Source organism: Thalassospira sp. MCCC 1A01428 (assembly GCF_002115825.1).
GTDB lineage: Bacteria > Pseudomonadota > Alphaproteobacteria > Rhodospirillales > Thalassospiraceae > Thalassospira.
The window spans coordinates 38,673-59,195 of record NZ_JFJZ01000023.1 but is presented as its reverse complement, the minus strand read 5'-3'; the positions used below and the strand labels follow the sequence as shown (position 1 = coordinate 59,195).

At 52.1% G+C, this 20,523-nt stretch carries 16 protein-coding genes and 1 tRNA gene; 3 read left to right on the top strand and 14 right to left on the bottom strand.

Going from position 1 to position 20,523, the window contains the following annotated elements:
- Positions 1 to 110: 110 nt before the first annotated feature.
- The 3 genes from THS27_RS16630 to THS27_RS16620 all read right to left on the bottom strand — a co-directional run bounded on the left by THS27_RS16630 (position 111) and on the right by THS27_RS16620 (position 3,083).
- A complete protein-coding gene (locus THS27_RS16630) occupies positions 111 to 1,115 on the bottom strand; it encodes an aspartate-semialdehyde dehydrogenase (RefSeq protein WP_085592852.1) in 1,005 nt (334 codons plus the stop codon).
- A gap of 233 nt (positions 1,116 to 1,348) precedes the next feature.
- Positions 1,349 to 1,519, bottom strand: a complete 171-nt coding sequence (locus tag THS27_RS16625) for a DUF3012 domain-containing protein (protein ID WP_210402925.1) — start codon at positions 1,517 to 1,519, stop codon at positions 1,349 to 1,351.
- 106 nt (positions 1,520 to 1,625) lie between these two features.
- Positions 1,626 to 3,083, bottom strand: coding sequence for a TrkH family potassium uptake protein (locus THS27_RS16620; RefSeq protein WP_246832996.1), 1,458 nt, complete (start codon positions 3,081 to 3,083; stop codon positions 1,626 to 1,628).
- 404 nt (positions 3,084 to 3,487) lie between these two features.
- Between THS27_RS16620 and THS27_RS16610 the strand changes: the two genes are divergently transcribed.
- Positions 3,488 to 4,294, top strand: coding sequence for a thermonuclease family protein (locus tag THS27_RS16610; protein ID WP_085592848.1), 807 nt, complete (start codon positions 3,488 to 3,490; stop codon positions 4,292 to 4,294).
- A 37-nt stretch (positions 4,295 to 4,331) separates the two neighbouring features.
- On the opposite strand, the gene THS27_RS16605 is transcribed toward THS27_RS16610, so the two are convergent.
- The 11 genes from THS27_RS16605 to THS27_RS16555 all read right to left on the bottom strand — a co-directional run bounded on the left by THS27_RS16605 (position 4,332) and on the right by THS27_RS16555 (position 18,010).
- Entirely contained in the window at positions 4,332 to 5,699 is a 1,368-nt protein-coding gene (locus THS27_RS16605; RefSeq protein ID WP_085592846.1) for a PepSY domain-containing protein, read from the bottom strand.
- The gene (locus THS27_RS16600; RefSeq protein ID WP_085592844.1) at positions 5,689 to 8,082 is read right to left on the bottom strand and encodes a TonB-dependent receptor; all 2,394 of its coding nucleotides are present in this window, start codon (positions 8,080 to 8,082) and stop codon (positions 5,689 to 5,691) included. Before THS27_RS16600 ends, THS27_RS16605 begins: the two co-directional genes overlap by 11 nt.
- Before the next feature lie 244 nt (positions 8,083 to 8,326).
- Positions 8,327 to 9,370: a FecR family protein gene (locus THS27_RS16595; RefSeq protein ID WP_085592842.1), complete on the bottom strand. Its 1,044-nt coding sequence runs from the start codon at positions 9,368 to 9,370 to the stop codon at positions 8,327 to 8,329.
- A 157-nt stretch (positions 9,371 to 9,527) separates the two neighbouring features.
- Positions 9,528 to 10,097 (bottom strand): RNA polymerase sigma factor, encoded by a 570-nt coding sequence (locus tag THS27_RS16590; protein WP_246832995.1) that lies wholly within the window; start codon positions 10,095 to 10,097, stop codon positions 9,528 to 9,530.
- 165 nt (positions 10,098 to 10,262) lie between these two features.
- Positions 10,263 to 10,336: transfer RNA gene (locus tag THS27_RS16585), tRNA-Gly, on the bottom strand.
- A gap of 81 nt (positions 10,337 to 10,417) precedes the next feature.
- Positions 10,418 to 11,659, bottom strand: coding sequence for a sorbosone dehydrogenase family protein (locus THS27_RS16580; RefSeq protein WP_085592840.1), 1,242 nt, complete (start codon positions 11,657 to 11,659; stop codon positions 10,418 to 10,420).
- Positions 11,660 to 11,714: 55 nt separating this feature from the next.
- A complete protein-coding gene (gene gpt / locus THS27_RS16575) occupies positions 11,715 to 12,194 on the bottom strand; it encodes a xanthine phosphoribosyltransferase (RefSeq protein ID WP_085592838.1) in 480 nt (159 codons plus the stop codon).
- 220 nt (positions 12,195 to 12,414) lie between these two features.
- Complete coding sequence (locus THS27_RS16570; RefSeq protein WP_168184923.1) at positions 12,415 to 14,334, bottom strand: CHASE2 domain-containing protein; 1,920 nt, start codon at positions 14,332 to 14,334, stop codon at positions 12,415 to 12,417.
- Between the two features lie 158 nt (positions 14,335 to 14,492).
- A complete protein-coding gene (locus THS27_RS16565) occupies positions 14,493 to 15,962 on the bottom strand; it encodes a M48 family metallopeptidase (RefSeq protein ID WP_085592834.1) in 1,470 nt (489 codons plus the stop codon).
- An 18-nt stretch (positions 15,963 to 15,980) separates the two neighbouring features.
- Positions 15,981 to 16,439: a hypothetical protein gene (locus THS27_RS16560; protein ID WP_168184922.1), complete on the bottom strand. Its 459-nt coding sequence runs from the start codon at positions 16,437 to 16,439 to the stop codon at positions 15,981 to 15,983.
- Positions 16,440 to 16,618: 179 nt separating this feature from the next.
- On the bottom strand, positions 16,619 to 18,010 hold the full coding sequence (locus THS27_RS16555; protein WP_246832994.1) for a tetratricopeptide repeat protein: 1,392 nt from the start codon (positions 18,008 to 18,010) through the stop codon (positions 16,619 to 16,621).
- On the opposite strand from THS27_RS16555, the gene THS27_RS26680 reads away from it, so the two are divergent.
- On the top strand, positions 18,009 to 18,443 hold the full coding sequence (locus tag THS27_RS26680) for a hypothetical protein (RefSeq protein WP_139835615.1): 435 nt from the start codon (positions 18,009 to 18,011) through the stop codon (positions 18,441 to 18,443). The two genes, THS27_RS16555 and THS27_RS26680, sit on opposite strands and share 2 nt — an antisense overlap.
- Positions 18,444 to 18,792: 349 nt before the next feature.
- The gene (locus THS27_RS16545; protein WP_085592826.1) at positions 18,793 to 20,451 is read left to right on the top strand and encodes a methyl-accepting chemotaxis protein; all 1,659 of its coding nucleotides are present in this window, start codon (positions 18,793 to 18,795) and stop codon (positions 20,449 to 20,451) included.
- The last annotated feature ends 72 nt before the right edge of the window (positions 20,452 to 20,523 follow it).

Below are 20,523 nucleotides of genomic sequence, written 5' to 3'. Positions count from 1 at the left end.
ATACCAATCAATCAGTCATCTTGCATGGTTGAAGATAAAAAAATGGCCCCGGCAATCAACTTGCGGGGCCATTTCCGTATCAACAGTGCCAAGGCACCAAAATATAAAACCTAGGCAATCGACGCTTCGGCAATCTGCACGGCGTTCAGGGCAGCACCCTTCAGCAGCTGGTCGCCAGCGACAAACAGCTCCAGCCCGTGATCCCCGAAGATCAGGTTGGTGCGAATACGGCCCACTTCGACATCGTATTTTTTAGTCGCGTTGATCGGCATCGGATATTCCAGTTTTTCAGGATTATCCACCAGCTTCACACCCTTGGCTGTTGCCAGCACATCGCGGGCAGCCTGCGGAGTGACCGGCTTTTCGGTTTCAACCACGATTGACTCCGAATGGGTCCGTTCCGTCGGGATACGCACGGCGGTACAGGAAATCGCCAGATCCGGCACACCGAAAATCTTGCGGGTTTCCCAGGTGACCTTCATTTCTTCACGGGTATAGCCGTTTTCCTGGAAGGTATCGATATGCGGGATCACGTTGAAAGCCAGCGGATGTGAAAATACTTCCGCCTTGATTTCCTCGCCCTTCAGGCCTGATGCCAAACCTTCACGCAATTCATTCATGCCCGGCTGACCGGCACCCGATGCGGCCTGATAGGTCGAAACAAACACCTTTTTCAAACCAAACGCCTTATGCAGCGGCCACAGGGCAACTGCGGCAATGGCGGTGGTGCAGTTCGGGTTGGCAATCAGTTTTGCCGTTTTGGCAAGGTCACCATTGATTTCAGGCACAATCAGCGGCACATCGTCGCGCAGACGGAAAGCCGATGAATTATCGATCACAAGGGCACCTTCCGCGATTTGCGGGCCGTATTCCTTGGCAAAATCGCCAGATACCGCCAGAAACACGATGTCGCATTTCTTGGCATCTTCCACCGAAAACAGGGTCACGGTTTTAGTGCCGTATTTAGTCTCCAATGTTTTTCCTGCCGAACGTTCGGACGCGAAAAGGGTGAGTTCACCCACAGGAAAATTGCGATCAAACATAACGTTGATCAGCTCGACGCCAACCGCACCGGTTGCGCCGATCACACCGACATGGAGATTTTCGGCACTCATAATATCTGACTATCCTCGTAATTTGTTGTGTCGTTTTCGACCCCCGCGATCATTCACGGGCCGTGCATTATAGGGATTTCCAACTATAACGCAAATCAGGGTTCGTGCGGGTTATCCCGCACTATGATTGCCCGTTAAAACGCAAAACATCCCTCAACGTTCCCTGTTGCATCCGCAACACAAAACAAATGTTCTTCAATCAGGGTGTGTCAGTCTGCTTAAAGCCCGATTTTTCAGGGCATGCAATTTTTGGCAAAATCACTGGTCTGGTTGGCCGTCCAGTCGCTTTTGGCCGTATGTTCCATATTGTTGCACCAGTCCTTACTGCCAATTTCAGGAGCACAGGCAACCAGCGTCATTGTTACCATCATGGCGGCCAGGGCGATGATAATTTTACGTATCATTCCCATCGTCATCCTCCGTTCTGGTTATTCCTAACCTTAACGCTAAAACGACGATGGGGCGAAAACAGGGCAAAGACCTGTTGATCGCGCGGCAGCCAATCCGCGATCAATCACGCCAAAAGGCGGGCATCAACAATACCAGCAAGGTTTCAAATTCCAGCCGTCCCAGCACCATGGCAATATCCAGAACCCATTTCGCCCCGTCCGGCAGACTTTGAAAATTCCCCGCCGGGCCAATGATTGGCCCCATGCCGGGGCCGACATTGGCCAGGGCCGTGGCCGATGCGCTCATGGCGGTTATCAGATCCAGCCCGGTGAAGCCCAGGGCCACGGTAACGCCGATATAGCTGATGGTTAACAGGAAAACAAAAACCGTCACCGCGCTATAAATGTCGCTGGTGATTTCGTTGCGGTCAATATAGCTAACCGTAACGGCACTGGGGCTGCGCAGGCGCAGGAAATGCGCGCGCAGGCCGCTAAACACAACATAAAGGCGGAACATTTTAAACCCGCCCGCAGTAGACCCCGAACAGCCGCCAATAAAAGTGGCAAAGAAAAACAGCATAACCGCAACCGGGCCCCATTGCAGATAATCGCCCGAAGCAAAACCGGTGGTGGTAATGACCGACACCAGATTAAACGAAGCCAGGGTAAAGCTGGCCCATAAACCATCGTTTGAAACCTGCATCAGGCGGATGGTCAGCAAGATGGTAAAAAAGGTCGATACCAACAAAAACAGGCGAATTTGCTGGTTGTCAAACAGGGCGCGAATGCTGCGTTTACGCACCATCACCGCATAAGCGGTAAAGGGCAGCCCCCCGGCAAACATGAAAACAGTGCCGACCCAGTGCAAGGGCCAGTTTCCGGCAAATTTGCCAAAGGATTGATCGGTGGTGGAATACCCGCCAGTGGCCAGCGTCGTCATGGCGTGATTGATGGCTTCAAACCACGTCATACCGAAAATGCGATACAACACCATGCAGGTCAGCGACAGCATGGCATAAATCACCACGATTTGCAGGCACATGTCGCGCATACGCGGGCTGAGTTTTTCCGACCTGTCCGAACTTTCCATCTGAAACAGCTGCATACCGCCCACCCGCATCATCGGCAGCAGGGCAAGGGCCGTCACAATAATGCCAATCCCGCCCAGCCATTGCAGGATGGACCGCCACAAAAGCAGGCCCGGTGGCATGGTATCAAGCCCGGATAAAACCGTAGATCCGGTGGTGGTCAGCCCGGAAATGGTTTCAAAAACCGCATCGCAAAAGCTGATATCGAGAGAGGAAAACCACAATGGCAACGCACCGGTTACACTTACCGCGATCCAGGAAAACCCGGTCAGAACATAGCCTTGCCGGGCAGTTACCCGCGGCCCGATATCAGACCGGCAGGCAAGACAGGTCATACCGCCCAGACCAATGCTGGTAAACGATGCTTGGGTAAAAATCAGCCAGTCGGGATTTCCGAAATACAAATCGACACTTGCCGGAATCAACATCGCAGCACCGATGATAATTACCATCAGCCCAACAACAAAAAAGATCGGTTGCAGTCGTAACAAGGCGGCATCCATGCAAGTTTGTACAATCGGCATTAACCATGCCGGGGCGTTTGGTCCGGGAGACGATCTGATTTACCCGTTATCGCGTGGGCAACGCCTGCGCGGCCATTTTATACCACGCACCTTTCCCCGATCCCTGTTTATCCTATGCTCTATAACCGTAAATTGCTTCGGGTGCATCCCGTTATCGCATGGTTTTCGCAATCAGGGCCTTAAACTGGCATCTTTTCGCCGTGTTTTCGCATCATCAGTGCTATGGTCTGCTTTCCGGGGGTTTACCGGGCCTGTCCCTGCCCGTTAACCCCGAACCATCGTGCCTTTCCCGGTGCCTTCCTATGGTGGGTGCGAGACAGGCGTGATGAAACGATGCGGCCAAAGCAAAGATAAAAGCAAAGAGAACACCCATGATCCTGCCCGCTGCTTTCTGGCGAAAATTCCTGCAATCGCGTGTTTATGTTCCGGTTCTGGCTATCGGCCTGCTGGCCGCCCCGCTTGCTCTGGGCCAGCCTGCCAATGCCCAAAACGCGGAGACGGCGCAAACAGCACAAACCGCCAAACCGGCAACCCCACCCGATGTCAGTAACCAGACCGCCTTTGAGGCCGACGGGCACAAGGTTTTTGCCATTGATGGCGACACCATCCTGATTGACGGGCATGTGTTTGACATTGCCGGGATTGACGCACCCGAACTGGGCCAGCAATGCCTGCATGACGATAATTTGCAGGATTGTGGCCTCTCCGCCGGGATGCAGTTGCAGAAATATTTTATCATGTCCCCCTTCCCCGCCGAATGCGTGCTGGCCGATGACCAGCGCAATGATGGCAGCAAGGATAGCGGGCTGGATGGCAAAAACTGGCCCCGGGTGGAATGCTCGATTGGTGATCGCGACATTGGATCAGCCATGATCGCAGATGGCGAAGCCCTGCCGATTCCTGGTTTCTCGCTGGATTATGATGACCAGGCAAAACAGGCCGCCAATGCCGGCATCGGCCTTTATGGTGCCAAAATGGTGCCCCCTGCCGAATGGCGCGAGGGCAAACGTCTGAAGGGTGAAAAACAGCGCTGCCTGTTTGTGGGTGATGGCGAAGGCCATTATATCAGCCCGCTTGATTCGCGCTTTGTCAATTTCGTGCGCAAAGATGCCCCCGTCACCTCCTGCAGCGACGAAGAAGCCCGCAAATCCGGGCTGGAATATTTGCCGCGTGAATAAGCCATCTGTTTTTAGCGAAATGCTCTGGCGGCACCTTTCATTCCGGTGGCACCTTATTTAAACGATAACAAGACCACAGCCAGATCAGTTTGATACTGAATGTCGTCAAAAGCCAGATACCAACAAAGACCGTCACCCCGATTGGCAATTCAGCCAGTTGTCTGTGGCCGTCGATCTTCGGGCCAATGCGAACCAGATACACCCACATGATAGGCAAAGAAGCCAACGGCAACAGGGTGAAGACGCCCGCCAGCATCAATGTTCCACGCCGCTTTGGGCCGGTTTTGCGTGATCTTTGACGTTTTTTCATATGCAGCCAGGCACCGCTTAGAGCCAAACCAGATAGGGTCAGCCCAAAGACAAACCACAAAACTTTGGTTAGCAAACCGCCAAACGCGCCAAAATGCAGCGGATCGGCCATGTCCGACCACCGCCAATAAGGGGACAAGTCATCTGCGTGCTGATTAAAAACAACCTCGCCTGTGCCCGGATCGAGATAGATTTTGTTTGCGCGATCACGCACCAGAATATCATCGGCCTGCCCGATCACGTAAAAATACCCGCCGCGATTGGGGTAAATCCCGGTAATGCGCATATCTGGTCGTGTTGTTTGTGCACGAACCAGCAAATCCTGAAAGGGCAGGCGTTGGCCTGGCGGTGTTTGAAGTTTTGGCAAAACATTTACCGCCAACGGAAAGGAATCGACATAGGCAAACTTGCCATCGCCCAGCTTGTAGCGCCCTTCCTCAAACAAATACCAGCCACCGGTCAGGGATATCAGCACAACGAACCACAGGCTCCAAAGACCTGCCAGCTTGTGCAGGCTGCTCCAGAAGCTGACCGATGATTTCCCCGTTCGCAGCGCAAAAAACCGGCGCCACCAGCGCCGGTAAAACAATAATGCACTGATCATTGCCAGGATGAGCGGCACGGCACACGCCGTTATGATGAATTTTCCTGCACCGTAAAAGCCAAACAGGGCTTCATGGTATTCGCGAAAAAACCTTTCGATGGTGAAAATCGACTGACTGCCGGTAACCTGCAGCGTTGCCGGGTCAACGTGAACAATCCGCCGCTCCCCCTGCTCCGTAATGATATCAACCGTAGCGGCAAAAACCGAATAAAGCGGTTGTTGCAGAAACTCGATCCGGGCATTTGGAAACTGCTGTTTAACCGCGGCAAAAATGCCCGAAAAATCGACATCCCCGGCAAAGGACGCAATGCGTGCCGAAGGCGTTACCAGCCAGTCGAATTCCTGCGAAAGAGCGGCGAAAGCGCCGCTCCAGCAAATGGTAAACAGCATCAGACCAAAGCAGACGCCAATCCAGCTATGCCAGTCAAACCACAAGGGTTTAATTGGCTTGCCTGCCTGCTTCGTGCCATAGCGCGCAGGATCAGAACTCAAACCGGATGCTCCCGAAGAACGTCCGCGGTGCGCCCACGCTCACGCGATATGTCCCACCAGAGGCAACATAATATTGTTCGTCCGTCACGTTCTTGACCCCAAGGTCAAATCTTACCCGAGACTCGTTTCGGACCGGCAAGTAATACCACATGCCTAAATCCAGCAGCGTATAGTCCCCCAGTTCAAAACTGTGCGCACTGTCCCCATAACGATTGCCAACATGGTAAAGTCCGGCCCCAAACCCCAGGCCCTTCAAACTGCTTTTGGCTTTTTGAAACTCATAGCTGGCCCACAGGCTGGTCGTAATATCTGGTGTATTGGTTGGTGTGTTGCCATTATTCGCATTCTCGCTGACAATTTCAGCATCCAGCAGCCCGACCCCGGCGCGCAAGTTCAACCCTTGAACCGGATTGGCGGTAATAACGGCTTCGGCCCCACGTGACCGAATACCACCTGTCATTTCAGGCGTCCCATTGACCGTTTCAACAACATTTTTCTGATGAATGTCAAAAAGCGCGCCGCTTAATAAAAGGCGATCGTTCAACCCTGACCATTTTGCACCAACTTCATATTGCCGACCTTTCTCGGGGGCAAACACGGCAGTGGTTTCGTTGCCGGAATAGATATTCTGAGACTGGAAAGTTTCGGCATAGGATGCATAAAGTGACAATTCCTCGACCGGTTTCCAAACCAGGGCCGCAGATTTGGTCAAATGTCCATCGGAGTCCGGATCAAAACCGCTGGCTGTATCGGTCAGGCGATCAACCTGATTATATTCGTTCGCGACAACTTCGTAACGCGCACCAAGTGTCATGGTGACCGCATCGGTCAGATGAATGTCGCCCTGGGCATAAGGACCATAGGAAAGCTGCTTGACCTCGGTATATCGACGCAGGATCGGATTGCTGTCGGTATTGTCAATCAGGGTAAAGGACGACGGGTTTGAAACGGTTCCGCCCGTTTGGTTCGCCCCGGCAAAGTTGGTCCAGCTTTCGTCCTGATGACGCAATTCAACACCTGAAACCAGATCCACAGGCAGCCCGGCGTCAAATTCACCGCGCAATTGCATCCGAACAAAGGCCGTGCTCAATTCGCGATCATCATTGCCCTGAACCCGGCGCGTCAAAATGCCCGTATTCGAAACATTAACAACTTCGTTGCGAATTTCATCAACTTGCTCGTAGGCATAAAACAGCTTGTTTTCAAACGTCCAGTCATCGTTGAAAACAGGTATCGCGGTATCGAGCTCCAAAATATGGGTCGATACGTCCCGATTATTCAAATTGGACTGATCAAACCGGGTCTCAACCGATGTGTTGACGATGTTGCGCTGCGTCCCGTTTCCCGGAACAGTAATAACACCGCGATCAATCGGACGCTCATCATGCGTATATTCGTAATTGAAGTTAACATTCGCACCATTATCGGCCTCCCAATAGAAAGAGGACGACAAGAACTGGCGATCAATGTCGGATTTGCGAAAATTGCGGCTGTTTTCTGCTGAAGTTGTCAAACGATAAGCAATTGTTTTTTCTTCATTAAGCGGCCCGGTGAAATCCGCCTGGACCTCGCGTTCACCATATTCATCAAAATCGGTCGCGATATGGTTTTCACGGATGAACTGGGGTTTTTTGGTAATGATATTAACCAAACCACCTGGTGTCATCTGCCCGATTTCGGCAACCGGCCCCTTTACAATCTGCACGCTATCGACCGTATCGGGGTTCACGCGGCCATTGGTTTTCAGGCGAACACCATTCCGGTAAATATCATCCCGGCGGCGAAACCCTCTGATCAGAAAATCCTCGCGGCTACCGCCATAACCGTCAACATTCACCACATTAGGTGACAACCGATAAACATCTTCCAGTTCGCGGGCATGCTGATCTAGCAAAAGCTGTTCGGGAATAACATCAACCGTCCTTGGAATGTCTGTCACATCCTTGGCAACCAACGTGCCCGTCTCGGAATAACGGCTGTCATAACGCGATTGGCGGGTGCCAATAACGGTAATTGCACCGACTTCAACTTCATCGTTAAGGCTTGAAGCCGCCGAGCGCTTTTCAATCGTAACAGAACGATCCGCTGTATAGCGAAACTGCAAATCGGTCCCACCCAACAAGGCCTGCAATCCGTCACTGGCCCCAAATTCGCTTTGCAGAGCCACAGAACGATAAGAATAAATCGATTTTTCGGTGTAAAGAACCTGAATACCGGTCATAGCTGAAAATGCCGCAAGCGCCTGAGGTAAAGGCTGCGACGCAATATTAAACTGATATTTTGTCTGATTTTCATCCGCGAACTGGTTTTTCTTTACCTCGTCGCCCCATGCCGTGTGGCTATTCATAAGTGCCGCAAACGACACCATAAGGCACATACTCATGCCTGTTTTTGATCTGCCCAGCGTTCCCAATTCAGTTCCCCAACTCTATACATCATCAAATTGCGAATACGGCGCATTCGCGACATATAAGTAAGACGGACCAGAAACGATTACCCCCTAGTCCAATACCTCTTTTTTAAGAAAACCTGATTTCCAACAAAAAAAATCCGTCAAAATCAACATAACCAACTGATTTACATATGTTTTTTCTGGAATCATCCGCAAGGCGTGTAGCCTTACGTGATCAGGCGTCGCCCCGCCAGACAAGAAAAACAAAATAATCCGTCAACCTGATCACACGCACGGGAAGCGTATTTTCAATCGCGCCAAGAACACGGCCTATATTGTCGGTTTGAAAAACGCCACTGATATGCAAATCGCGCAGACTACTGTTCGCAATAACAATTTTGCCCGGATAATAACGGTTCAGCTCGTTAACCACCTCGGAAACTGGTGAGTCATAGAAAACCATCTGATCATTTTGCCACGCGGTAGTCGCAAACACATCAAACGGGTGGGCGGCGGCAACGCCCTGACGCGTCAAGCTGGCCTCCATCCCTGGCGCCAGCACTGTTGTGCGAATGCGCGGCGCGGCATTGTCCCGCAATTCGACCCTGCCCTTTACCAGGCTGACAAAAACAGCATCCGCCGTTTTGCGAACGTTAAATCGCGTCCCCAAAACTGTAATATTTCCCAACGCGGTTTCCACCACAAACGGCTTTTGCGCATTGTGGGCCACATCAAACCACACTTCACCTTCCTGCAATTTCACCAGTCGCTTATCGGCGGAAAAAGCAACTTCCAACTGACTTTGCACATTCATCATGACCTTGGAACCATCCGGCAAGGTCCGGGTCATCGGCTGTTGGGTCGTGATATAAAGATCAGGGTTAAAATATTGTTCGACGTCATTTTTGACGTAACGCCCCATCACAACACACACCACTATGACCGCAGCAAGGGCCATAGCTCGCCGCCAGGAAAAATGCATTTGGCTGGCACCCTTTGATTTTCCGTCCTGTGTTATGAACTCGCCTTGCGAAACCTGCGTTTGCGCCCGCCAGATGCGTTTAATTGGTAATTCCAGCTTGCCCCATAAAAGCTCGACCTCGCAAAAAGCAGCCTGATGCAAAGAAGACTGTTCGCGCCAGCTTTCAAATTCAGCAACAACCATTTCATAACGCCCATAAGAGGCCGGTAAATCGCGCAGGCGTCCGTGCCAAAGAACGGCCTCCTGAAACAGTTCGTCCGAAATGTCTGCGGAAAAATCCGCATCGTGCTCATTCATCCCAATCTGCCCCAGCCATCGTTTTCCACGATAAAAACCGCGCCACCTTTTGCCCCAACATTAAATGCAAAGAACATCCGGGCGCCGTTCAACCTGTTCTCGCAATCACTAAAACATTGGGAAAACAAACGTATGATGCCATTTCGAGGGTGTTTAATCACAGGTCACGTCTTGCATCTTGCAGGCAACGGCGACATTCGACCATTGCCCGGGCGACATGATTTTCGACCGTCCTGATCGAAATATCCAACGTTTCGGCAATTTCCGACATTGAAAGTTCCTGACCGCGATACATCAAAAAAACCTGACGACATTTTTGCGGCAACCTTGCCACCACATCGGAAATCAACGCCAATTCCTGACGGGCCGACACCATATCTTCATGCGATGGCACAGCAAGATCATGCGAGTGCGACGGCGCATCCGGTTCCGTGCTTTCATAATCCTGTGGTTGTGAAAGTTCAACATGCTTGCGCACGGAATGACTGCGATGATGATCAACAACCAGATTACTGGCCATTCGGTACACATAAGCACGCGGATTGCCCGGCATTACCACCGTGGTTATGCAGGCCCGAATCCATGTTTCATGAACAATCTCTTCTGCCAGGGGGCGTGACCCGGTTCGACGGACGACAAAGGTCAGTAACTCGTCATAATATTCTTCAACGACTTGCGCCAAGCTGGTGAAACGTCGTCTGGTCATATAGACACGCTGTAAATCCATTCCTAAACACCTGCGGCCTCCGGGAAAACCAACCGCAAGGAATAGACACCATATAGATTATGATTATCATTCTCAATTTAATTATATGAGAATATCCCGCAAAGACAAATCACCTGTGACGGTTCACACAAGCTTTAGACTTAACCATATCTGATTGGGGAAAGCTGGAGCGGGTGAAGGGAATCGAACCCTCGTCGTAAGCTTGGGAAGCTTCTGCTCTACCATTGAGCTACACCCGCTTTGCGGCACGCTTTATAGCCTGACTGATCAGCCTGCGCAACAAATTCGCGCAAGAGATGCCGCAAATAATTTTCCAACCATCACGAACCCGGTGTTAACCGCCAGATCACCCCGGCATGATCATCGGAAACCAATATGCTGCCATCATCGCCATAGGGTTTGATATCGACCGGGCGGCCCAGAACGGCGCCATTCGTCAATAAAAACCCCGATAAAAACGGACTGGCGGAAACCGGTTTGCCATCGGTAAATTTTACCCGAACGACCTTATACCCATCGGGTACCGTACGGTTCCATGATCCATGCAGTGCCACCAGCGCATCGCCCTTATAAAAATGTATGCCTAACGGTGCATTATGGGCGTTAAAGGTGAAGGCTGGAAAAGTTACCTCGTGGGGGACAGCTTCATTTTTAAAATCTGGCGCGCGGGTTTTATTGCCGGCAAACCACGGGTAACCATAAAAATCTCCAGCACGGGTGGCGTGGTTCAACTCTTCACGCGGAACATCATCACCCAGCCCGTCACCGCCATTATCGGTAAACCACAAATCACCCCTATCGGGATCAAAAGTCAGCCCTACCGAATTGCGTAAACCCGATGCATAAATTTGCGGGGTTCCGCCTGTGACCGGAAGCGTAATGATGGTGCCTTCAAGGCCGGAAACCTTGCAAATATTACAAGGGGCGCCCACGGCAACAAACAGGGTTTCCCCGTCCGGGGACAGGGCAAGATAACGCCAGCCATGATGGCTTTTATCTGGCAGGCCATCAAACAAAACAGCCGCAGGCGCCGCCAGTTTTTTGCCATCAAACCCGGAAAGATCAAACGACACCACCCGGTCCTGATCAGCAACAAACAAAGTGCCGGGTTTATAAGCCACGCCATTGGCCGAGGTAAAATCCGACGATATTCGGGTGACTGTGGCCTTTGTGCCGTCTGCCCCCGGATCGGTCACGAAATATAAGCTGCTTTCACGCGTCCCAACAAAAATGCCACCCAGTTCCGGTGCCACAGCGATGGAACGGGCATTGGGCACAGCGGCAAAAACCGAAAGCGCGAACCCGTCAGCCACATTAAGCTGTGAGCGGGTTTTTTCCAGCATTGCCGATTTATCGGCAGCAAATGACGGGGTAACAGGTGCAATAACCGTCACCAGGGTCAGCACAACCAAACCGACATAAAGCCGGTGCCTGCTTTTTTGTATCGGGGCAAAACACCCCCGTAAAACGGATAACAACAAAAAACGCCCGCCCGCCCCAGGCGCACGAAACAGTGCGAACAGAAAGGCGAAAAGCGGGCGTAATTTACGGACTTTGGGCATCGTATACTCCCCTTGGTCACTGATGACCCTGGGAACATCACCGCCCCAAGGCAGATTAGCGTGCGCGTTCGGAAATCGGTGCGTTAACCGAAAGTTCCATATCCCACGGGAAATAGATCCAGGTGTCCTGGGATACTTCGGTTACAAAGCTGTCAACGACTTCACGGCCCAGCGGCTTGGCATAAACGGTGGCAAAATGTGCCTTGGGCAGTTTTTCGCGTACGGCTTTGGCAGTTTTGCCGGTATCAACCAGATCATCAATGATCAGCATACCTTCGCCGTCACCTTCCACGTCTTTCAACCATTCAAGATCGCCACGGCTTTTGTCAGAATAGCTGCGAACGCAGACCGTATCAATCAAACGAATATCAAGTTCGCGTGCAATGATCGCAGCAGGCACAAGACCACCACGGGTAATGGCAACAATGCCCTTATAAGGGCCTTTTTCCAACAGGCGCCATGCCAATGCGCGGGCATCGCGATGCATTTGTTCCCAGGACACCGGGAATCCCTTGTTATATGCGGCTTCGCTCACACCGTTTCTCCTGCAAAATCCACAGGGCCGATCCGCACAGAAAGGCGAAACAGGTACCCCAAAAATATCAAGGCGCTTTCCTACGCCTTGTCCGATTGAAACACAAGCCTTCGGACTTGAGGAGAGGTAATTGATGCGAAATTTTACTGCCCGGGCAATACAGGCCCCGACAAACCGCATGCGGCTTATATGATAATCCTTACATCATACACATGTACTGTCACAATGACGGAGACCTGACCGGAGACTCGTTTCCGGAACCTTCTTTGTTCACTACGTTTTCTGTGTCGGGTTGGGAAAAAAGTGCCCGGATGTAAAACGGATATGTCACCCCCGCCAGCCCCAGAATTGACAACCAGTTGGAAGGGGCAATCCGCAACACGCTAAATTCCAGCCAGAATGCGACGCCAAATACAAAAACCACGACACACATGAATTCAACAACCAGAAAAAAGCTGATCGGAAAACGATACTGGCGCAAGGCATTGGTGGTGTTCATAAACCCGATCCGCTGCCGACGAGGGAAATTGCCAAACCACACGATCAGATCGTAAAGACATTGGCGATAATACAGCACCATATCCCAACCAAGCTTGCATACAATCGGATCTGATGTTTGCCCGTCAGGCACTTCATTTGATTGCACCATGATGGGCGATTTTACCCCCCACTTCCGCACAAACAGCAAAAAAACCAGCCGCACAAGAAACAGCCCGGCCATGGTCAGCAATTCCAGATTATCCGACGTCAGAAAACCTGTAACCCGGGAAAGAACAGGCCCCGCCTGTCGTGACGTATCTGACAGATAATCCGGCCCGTAATGCAACAGGTTTTCCAACGCCATAGCATGAACATTGACCCCGGCAATATCGTCATCAAGAGTTGGCGGGTGAACCACATCCTGCAACCCCTGCAAATTGAAACTGTAAAATATTACCCGTCCACCAAGTTTGCTGATCAAGCTGTTTGCCGCATCGGGTGTTGATTTTACAGCCTGCCCGGCTGTCACCACGTCAAACGGGCCGCAATGATTAGCAACACCTTTATGGCCGATAAGGTGGGTCCCAAGGCGATGAAAAAAACCGACTAGAAACGAAAAGTCTTTTTCATCACTTGCCGGGCAGGCCGATGGAAAATGCCGTGTTGAAATTTCCCTGCCGTCCTCCGCCTTGTCCGTCGTAATCATGACCGGCCAACCGGAATAATCAGGCTGGCTATCGGGCCAAATCAGCGACATAGGCCGTTCCTGTGCATAACCCCGCCATAAATCGACTGTATCAAGCTGCCAGGCGTCGCGTTCATCAGGTTTGGGCACCGAGCCGCGAAGGGCCCCGTCGCAGTTCCAGTTTCGCCCGAAAAAGGGAGAATCTTCGATACGCCCGTCAGCCATGGCTTCCGCCCGGCGACGACACAGATCAAGATAAATCTGCAAAGCCGGCGCCGGATAATAATCGCGTGCACGCGCAGCCGTTTGTACCTGCCCGGCGATATTATTATTTGCCTCATCCTTGCCAGGACGATTGGGAAACAAACTGTAATTCAGGGCGCGAATATCAGCATTTGAAAGGGCATCCCCCCACCCTGCAACAAGTTTTACCTTGCCTTTCAATCGCGACAAAATCTCGGGAAAACGGTCATCGGTAAGTTTTCCCGCTGCCACATAAACCGGAATGCCAAGCTGGCCATAATTTTCGACGGTTTTAACCAATTCACCAAGTGTGTCATCACGCAACACAAACCGGGGGGACTTAGTCGCATCATCCTCAATCGTTACTTCGCTACTGCGTGCATCCTGCAAGGTAAAATCCATAAAAACAGCCAAAGGAAACGGACCCCTGGACCGCAAAACGGATTTTAAAACATTGCTGTGAATCAGAAAAAGCGGCGGCCAGCTGGCATCAAGATCATGCAATGATTTCTGATCAAACAGCACAATGCCGATATCGTCCTTGTTTGGCGCATCATATACAGCAGCCCCGAACAGGCGATTAAACAATTCGTAGCTATATTCGTCGACGGGTCGGGTAAATTCGTCGGGTTCAAAAATGATCACCAGCGCAGCCAACATAAACGTAATTAACGCCCAGTTAAAATAGGCCAGCCCTGGTCCGGCCTTCACCGGGCGGGGTCTTTTTTTCACCAATGCTTTATTCTTATCAGGCCCGGGTGCCCCCGACAGATCTGGTGCATCCGGCTGGTCATATTCAGACATAGGGAATTCGCCCCGATAATTGCCCCAAAAGTAATCGGCCTGTCAGCGCGGGTGCAGTGACAGGCCGATTGCTCGTTTCGACATGTTTATTGCGGCGTAGCACACAATTCCCGCTGCTGCGGATACCGGGCAACACAACCGATCTTTAGCTCGTTGACACGTCCTTTGTCTCCTTGCCCCGCAAGCATCGGTATCAAAAAATGATAGGCTTCCACTGGCCAGTCATAATGGGCCGCAGCAACTTCCATCTGCTTTATCGCAAGCTTGCTGTTCCCCGTGCTTTGTTGCAATTCGGCTCGTTCCAGCGATATTTGAAAGGGTAAAACATCGTCGCCATCCTGGCCGGCGATAAGATCGATATTTTTAAGGGCCAGGCTGTATTTTCCCTGATAGGTCCGCAACTTGGAAAAAGCATACCGGGTGTAGGCGTGATCCGATGTCTTGCCACTCACCGCCCTGCGAGCCAGACCTTCCAGCTTGCCAATGTTGATTTTTTTACCCGATTCAAATTCTGCTTCCTGCAAGGCAGCAATCACTTTGTGGGCATCAAGGTAATGGTCGAGAACATCGGCATTCTGATCAACCGTTTTAACATAGATCGCATTATTAATCGGGCGGCGTCGCTCCATGGCATATTCACGCTTCATATATCCCAGCAATGCCACCATGCGGTCCTTCGCGTCTTCGTGGCGGCTGGAAATCTGTTCCTGAATTGTGCCAATGGCGTCGCGAAATTCACTGGTGAACCTGTTCCAAAGCGGGCTGTCAGTTGTTGTTGCCAGTTGAGCATCAAGCTGTTTTTCCAGTTGATTACGCGTGGCAAGATGAAGCCGCTCGAAACTGTCGTCATATTTGCCGACAATCGCAAGAAAACGAAGCGATTCGGACGGGTTGTAACCCGCCTTTGTCATCAGATCCAGGCCAAGAAAGTCGGCTTGTTTTTCGGCTGACCGATCCCAAACAGGTAATAACACGTCACGCGATAAAATATCGCTGCCGTATAACTGCAATGATTTGCGAAGTTTGCTATCGCTGCTTGCGCGCGAAACGGCAAAATCCATCGCCGTAACGAGGTATGGCCGCAAACTGCGCAACAGGTTTTCAGGTGAATGCTGCAAGGCTACATGGCTGTATTCATGCCCCAGTAAAAACGCCAACTGGTCTTCTGATTGCAAATATTGAAACGCAGAAAAATGAATATAAATTGCCCCTTCAGGCACGGCCATCGCGCCAGGGCCAACATTGGCCAGCAAATAAACTTTTGCATCAGGTGCGCCCGCAGGGGCCGTTGCAATGATCCGGTCCAACACCGATTGGGCATAGGATTGTAATTGCGGAAAATCGGCAAGTCCCACCGAAGATGTCAGCACTTTGGTCCGGGCCTTTTTTAAACCTTCGGCCTTTTCAAGGGTAGTTGTCGGCAATTTGACCGTTTCAATATATTTCGCATCGTCTGGAATGGGTGACAGGAATGGAATTGGCACCCCCGTCTGATTGGTTACACACCCGGCCAGCATCAGCATGGCAGCTGGCAGTGACCATTTTAAAAACTTCATGATTATGCCCCCCGGCAATTATTTTTTGCGGCAGGTAGAACGCCCGCCAGCCCCCCGGCCGGTATTCCCCAACGCACGGCTTTGATCCGCATCGCAAAAAACTTCAATCACGCCATCATAGGCGGTTATCCAGACTTCGTTGCCATCCACCCAATAATCACGGCTTTCCCCATCCAGCCGAATATGATGCATTCGGCCTGCCGCCATTTCGGTCTCGATATATTCCACTTCTGCCGGAAATTCCGTTCCTGGAATAGATTTGACTGATTTTCGCGTTTGCCCTGGCGTATCGAACAACTCGACATCAAGCATTGGCAACTGAACTTCCACCGTAGAACGTACGCCACCAGAAGCGTGAACCTGCGATGGTAATATGATGAGAGTAGACATCGTCACACATACAAATGCAGCCCCAAGCAGCATCTTTAGGTATGACGGCCCCCTACCGCGTGCCAAAACGGCAATCTTGATTTTCATGCAAACCCCTTATCTAAAGGTTGCAGCCCCTTGCAACCTATTTCAATTTTTGCATGAATTTCGTACTATTTAATACTGTCCGTTGGCATTATAAAACCTAACCAATGGAGGGTTTTAAACATCATCCACCCACCCGAATTGCCCAGGAAGGCGATGTTCGGGGGCACCATTTTGACCTGTCAAGCCTTGCGCGCAGCCACCAGATTATCGAAATCGTGTTTCAGGGCTGCAAACGGGGCATCCCAGCTTGCTGGTTCCTGTTGGCGATAAATGCGCATGGTCGGGTACCAGGGGCTATCGCTGCGATCCACCATCCAGCGCCAGTCGGTGGTGTAAAGTTGCAGCATCCAGACCGGCAGGCCAAGCGCACCAGCCAGATGGGCCGGGGCACTGTCGATGGTAATAATCAGGTCCATTTCACACATCAGGCCGGCACTGTCGCCAAAATCACCGATCCGGTCGCCAAGATCATGGATAAAGGCCGATGCGCCAAGACGGGCAATGTCAGCCCGGCGGTCATCAACCTGAAAACTGAAAAAAGCCACGCCCGGTGCCCCCATCAGGCCCATGAACTTTTCCAGCGGGCATGACCGGTCACGCGGGTTTAATTTACCGGCCCATACCAGCCCGACCTTCAAAACAACATCCCCGGCAATACCGGCCAGTGCCATTTGTTTGGGTGCCCGCATATAGGGGCTGGCCGATGCCCGCTGCAGTTCCCTTGCCCCGATGTCCAGCAAATGCGGCAGGCTTAACAAAGGTGCATGAATATCGAACGGGGGGGGTGTTGCCCCCTTGGCAATCACCTGGCCAACACCGGCCACAGTTTGCATTACGCCCAGCATTTCCTTTCGGCATTCAACAATGACATGGGCTGCCTTTTGCGCCACCAGGGGAATAAACCGGGCAAACTGGATCATGTCGCCAAAGCCCTGTTCGGCGCGTAGCAGCAAGGTTTTACCGCGTAAATCAGCTTTGCCATCCCATTCGGGAACACCGGGCAGCGGGCGAATGGGGTTATCGGCCAGGCGGCGGCGCACCTCATAAGCCTTCCAGCCCGCGTCATATTGCCCCAGTGCCAGAAGAGCCAATGACCGGTCCCATAGGGCTTCGATATAATCGGGGTCGCGCGCAAGGGCCTTGTTAAAATACGCGACCGCCTGATCAAAGCGATTCATATCGCGATATACCAGCCCGGCATTAAAAAGATGCGATTTATCATCCGGGCTGCGTGCAAGGGATTGTTCATGCGCGGCAATGGCATCGTCAAACCGCATCATTTCGCGCAGACAATTACCCATATTGGACCACAAACCGGCATTTTCCGGGCGCAAAGCCGCCGACCGGCGATAGGAGACCAATGCAGCATCAAACTGTTTGCGGCGACGAAGCGCCACACCAAGGTTGTTTAAAATATCTGGCTGATCCGGGCTGGCCCGCAAAATGGCGCCATACAGGGTAATGGCGTCGTCCAGCTTGCCGGCCTGATGGGCGGCAACGGCGCGCGAAAACAGGCTTTCACTTGGCACGCCGGCCCGGTGAACGGTCAATTTGCGCGGCGGCGTTGGCATGTTGGCAGTCATCCCTTCAGGTGCTGAATTATCGTTGCGCCGGGTGATATCGGGTGCAGGTACCGCTGTTTCCCGTGATAAGGGCGGGGGCGTTAAGTGCGACGCAATCACGGCTTTACTGCCCGGAACGGGTGCCGGTATCGTGGTGTCGCTGTTGGTCATGACATCGGAAACTTTTGCATTCCGGTCGGTTCTTGCAGCATCTCCTGCGGGTGTTCTCACCCTGGCGACCGGCCGTTTTCCGGCTTTTGTTTTCGATTTTGCCACACCATCGTCCCCCAAGCTGGCAATATACCCTTCGCGCGCACATGCAGTTCGCAATCGCGCCCTTAAAATACCCTCTCATGGCGTAACCGCAAACCAGATAAAGCTGTCGGTAAACTGTCATACCGATTCGCATCCCCCAATGATAGTAGCAAGCCGGGCCGAATAAACCTCGGTATAAAAGATCATTTTCAGCGTAAAATTACCCAAACGCTGCCTTTCAAACAATTTTTCCCACGTTTGCTTTAAACGTTTCAGTTATTCGCAACCATCGGCTAGCCTTTCATATAAGGGCGGTAGAATACGCAAGAAGCCGGACGCTTTGGCGGCGAGTTTCTTGTGTTAAACAGGGAACTGCCGACCAAACAGAACGACCAAATGCCCCGGAAAAAAGGGGCAGGCATAAAATGCTAACCCGGACGACGGATATATCCCGGCACACTTAATGAACGGGCAATATCGGGAACCGACCGGGAGGAAACAAAACAGGCAAGGCTTAAATGGACCGGGAGACATCTATGGCCGCAAAGGGAAAGTCCGGCGCATCAGTCGGACGTAAAGTGATTGTGGTGCTTGTGGCATTGCTGGTGGTGGGTTTCGCCGCAATGATGAGCATTCAGGCGGTATCGCAACGCGACGCCATGATTGATTTGATGTATCGCGAATCGGTCAAAAAAACAGAAATGCTATCAACCGCCGTACAGGCCGGTTTCATTGCAATGGATGCCAATTCGATTGAAAAGGAATTTCGCAAACTGACCGACCGGTCAGACACCGAACTTGCCACCTTGCAAACCAATATGCCCGATGGCACCAATATTGCCGAATTTCAGGCCGAAACCATGAAGGCCTATGACCTTAAAACACTGGTTGAACCTTATATGGCCCAACTGGAAAACAAGGAACTGGTCAGCTTTGTTGCCAATGGTGCGGTTATTGTCGCCGCCCCGATTACCAAATATTCCAAGCGCAAGGACGAAGACGTTTACCGCGGCATGCTTTTAACAGCCTGGAGCCTGGAAAACGTCAATGCATCGGTCGTCAACGCCGTGATCATGCAGCTGGCTTTGGCTGCGGCGATCCTGGTCGTGCTGCTGGGTGCGACCTGGTATGTGCTGCGTAGCCAGATATTAATCCCGCTTCGCAAGATCAACGGTGTCATGACCGAGCTTGCAACAGGTGACCTTGACGTCACTATTCCGGGCCTGCAACGGCGCGATGAAATTGGCGAAATGGCCGGATCGGTACAGGTCTTTAAAGACAATGCCATCCGGGTAAGCCAGTTGGGCCGCGAACGTGAAAAAGAACGCGAACAGGCAGAAAAGCAACGTCACGATGCCATGCAAAACCTTGCCGGACGGTTTGAACGCACGGTTATGGGGGTTGTTGACGGTGTTTCCGGGGCATCAGGCGAAATGCAGCAAGTGGCCCAAAGCATGGTTGCCGCAGTTCACCAGAACGAATCGGGTTCGCAGGCCGTTGTTGCGGCCATGGATCAGGCCAATAGCAGCGTTGAAACCGTTGCCAGCGCCGCCGAAGAACTGGCAATGTCGATTCAGGAAATCAGCGCGCGGGTGAATGACACATCAAACATCACCGAACGGGCAGCCACCGAAGCCAACCGCGCCAATGAAATGGTTCAGGGACTGGATGTTTCCGCCCAGAAAGTTGGCGAAGTGGTGCAGATCATTCAGGCCATTGCCGAGCAAACCAACCTTTTGGCCCTGAATGCCACCATCGAAGCCGCCCGCGCCGGAGACGCAGGCAAGGGTTTTGCCGTGGTTGCCAACGAGGTTAAAAACCTTGCCAATCAAACGGCCCGCGCAACCGAGGATATTTCAGCACAAATTTCCGGCATTCAGGGATCCACCCAGGATGCGGTAGGCGCAATTGATGGCATTACCCGGATAATCAACGACCTGAATTCGATTTCGGCCGAGGTTGCCGCCGCGGTCCGCCAGCAAGGAACTGCTACCAGCGAAATTTCGCATTCGGTACAACAGGCAGTTAGCAGTACCCAGCAGGTATCCACCCACATTCAGGAAATGCAGGATGCAGCCGGTCAAACCGGCCTTGCGGCCCGGCAAGTTCTTGATGCGTCAGAAAAACTGGGCAAACAGTCGGGCACATTGCGCAATGAAGTGAGCAACTTTTTGCAAGATGTGCGCGAAAGCTGATTGAAGCCCCACCCCCGACAGACCGGTCACATCAAAGGCACCCCGCATCACACGGGGTGCCTTTTAAGTTAA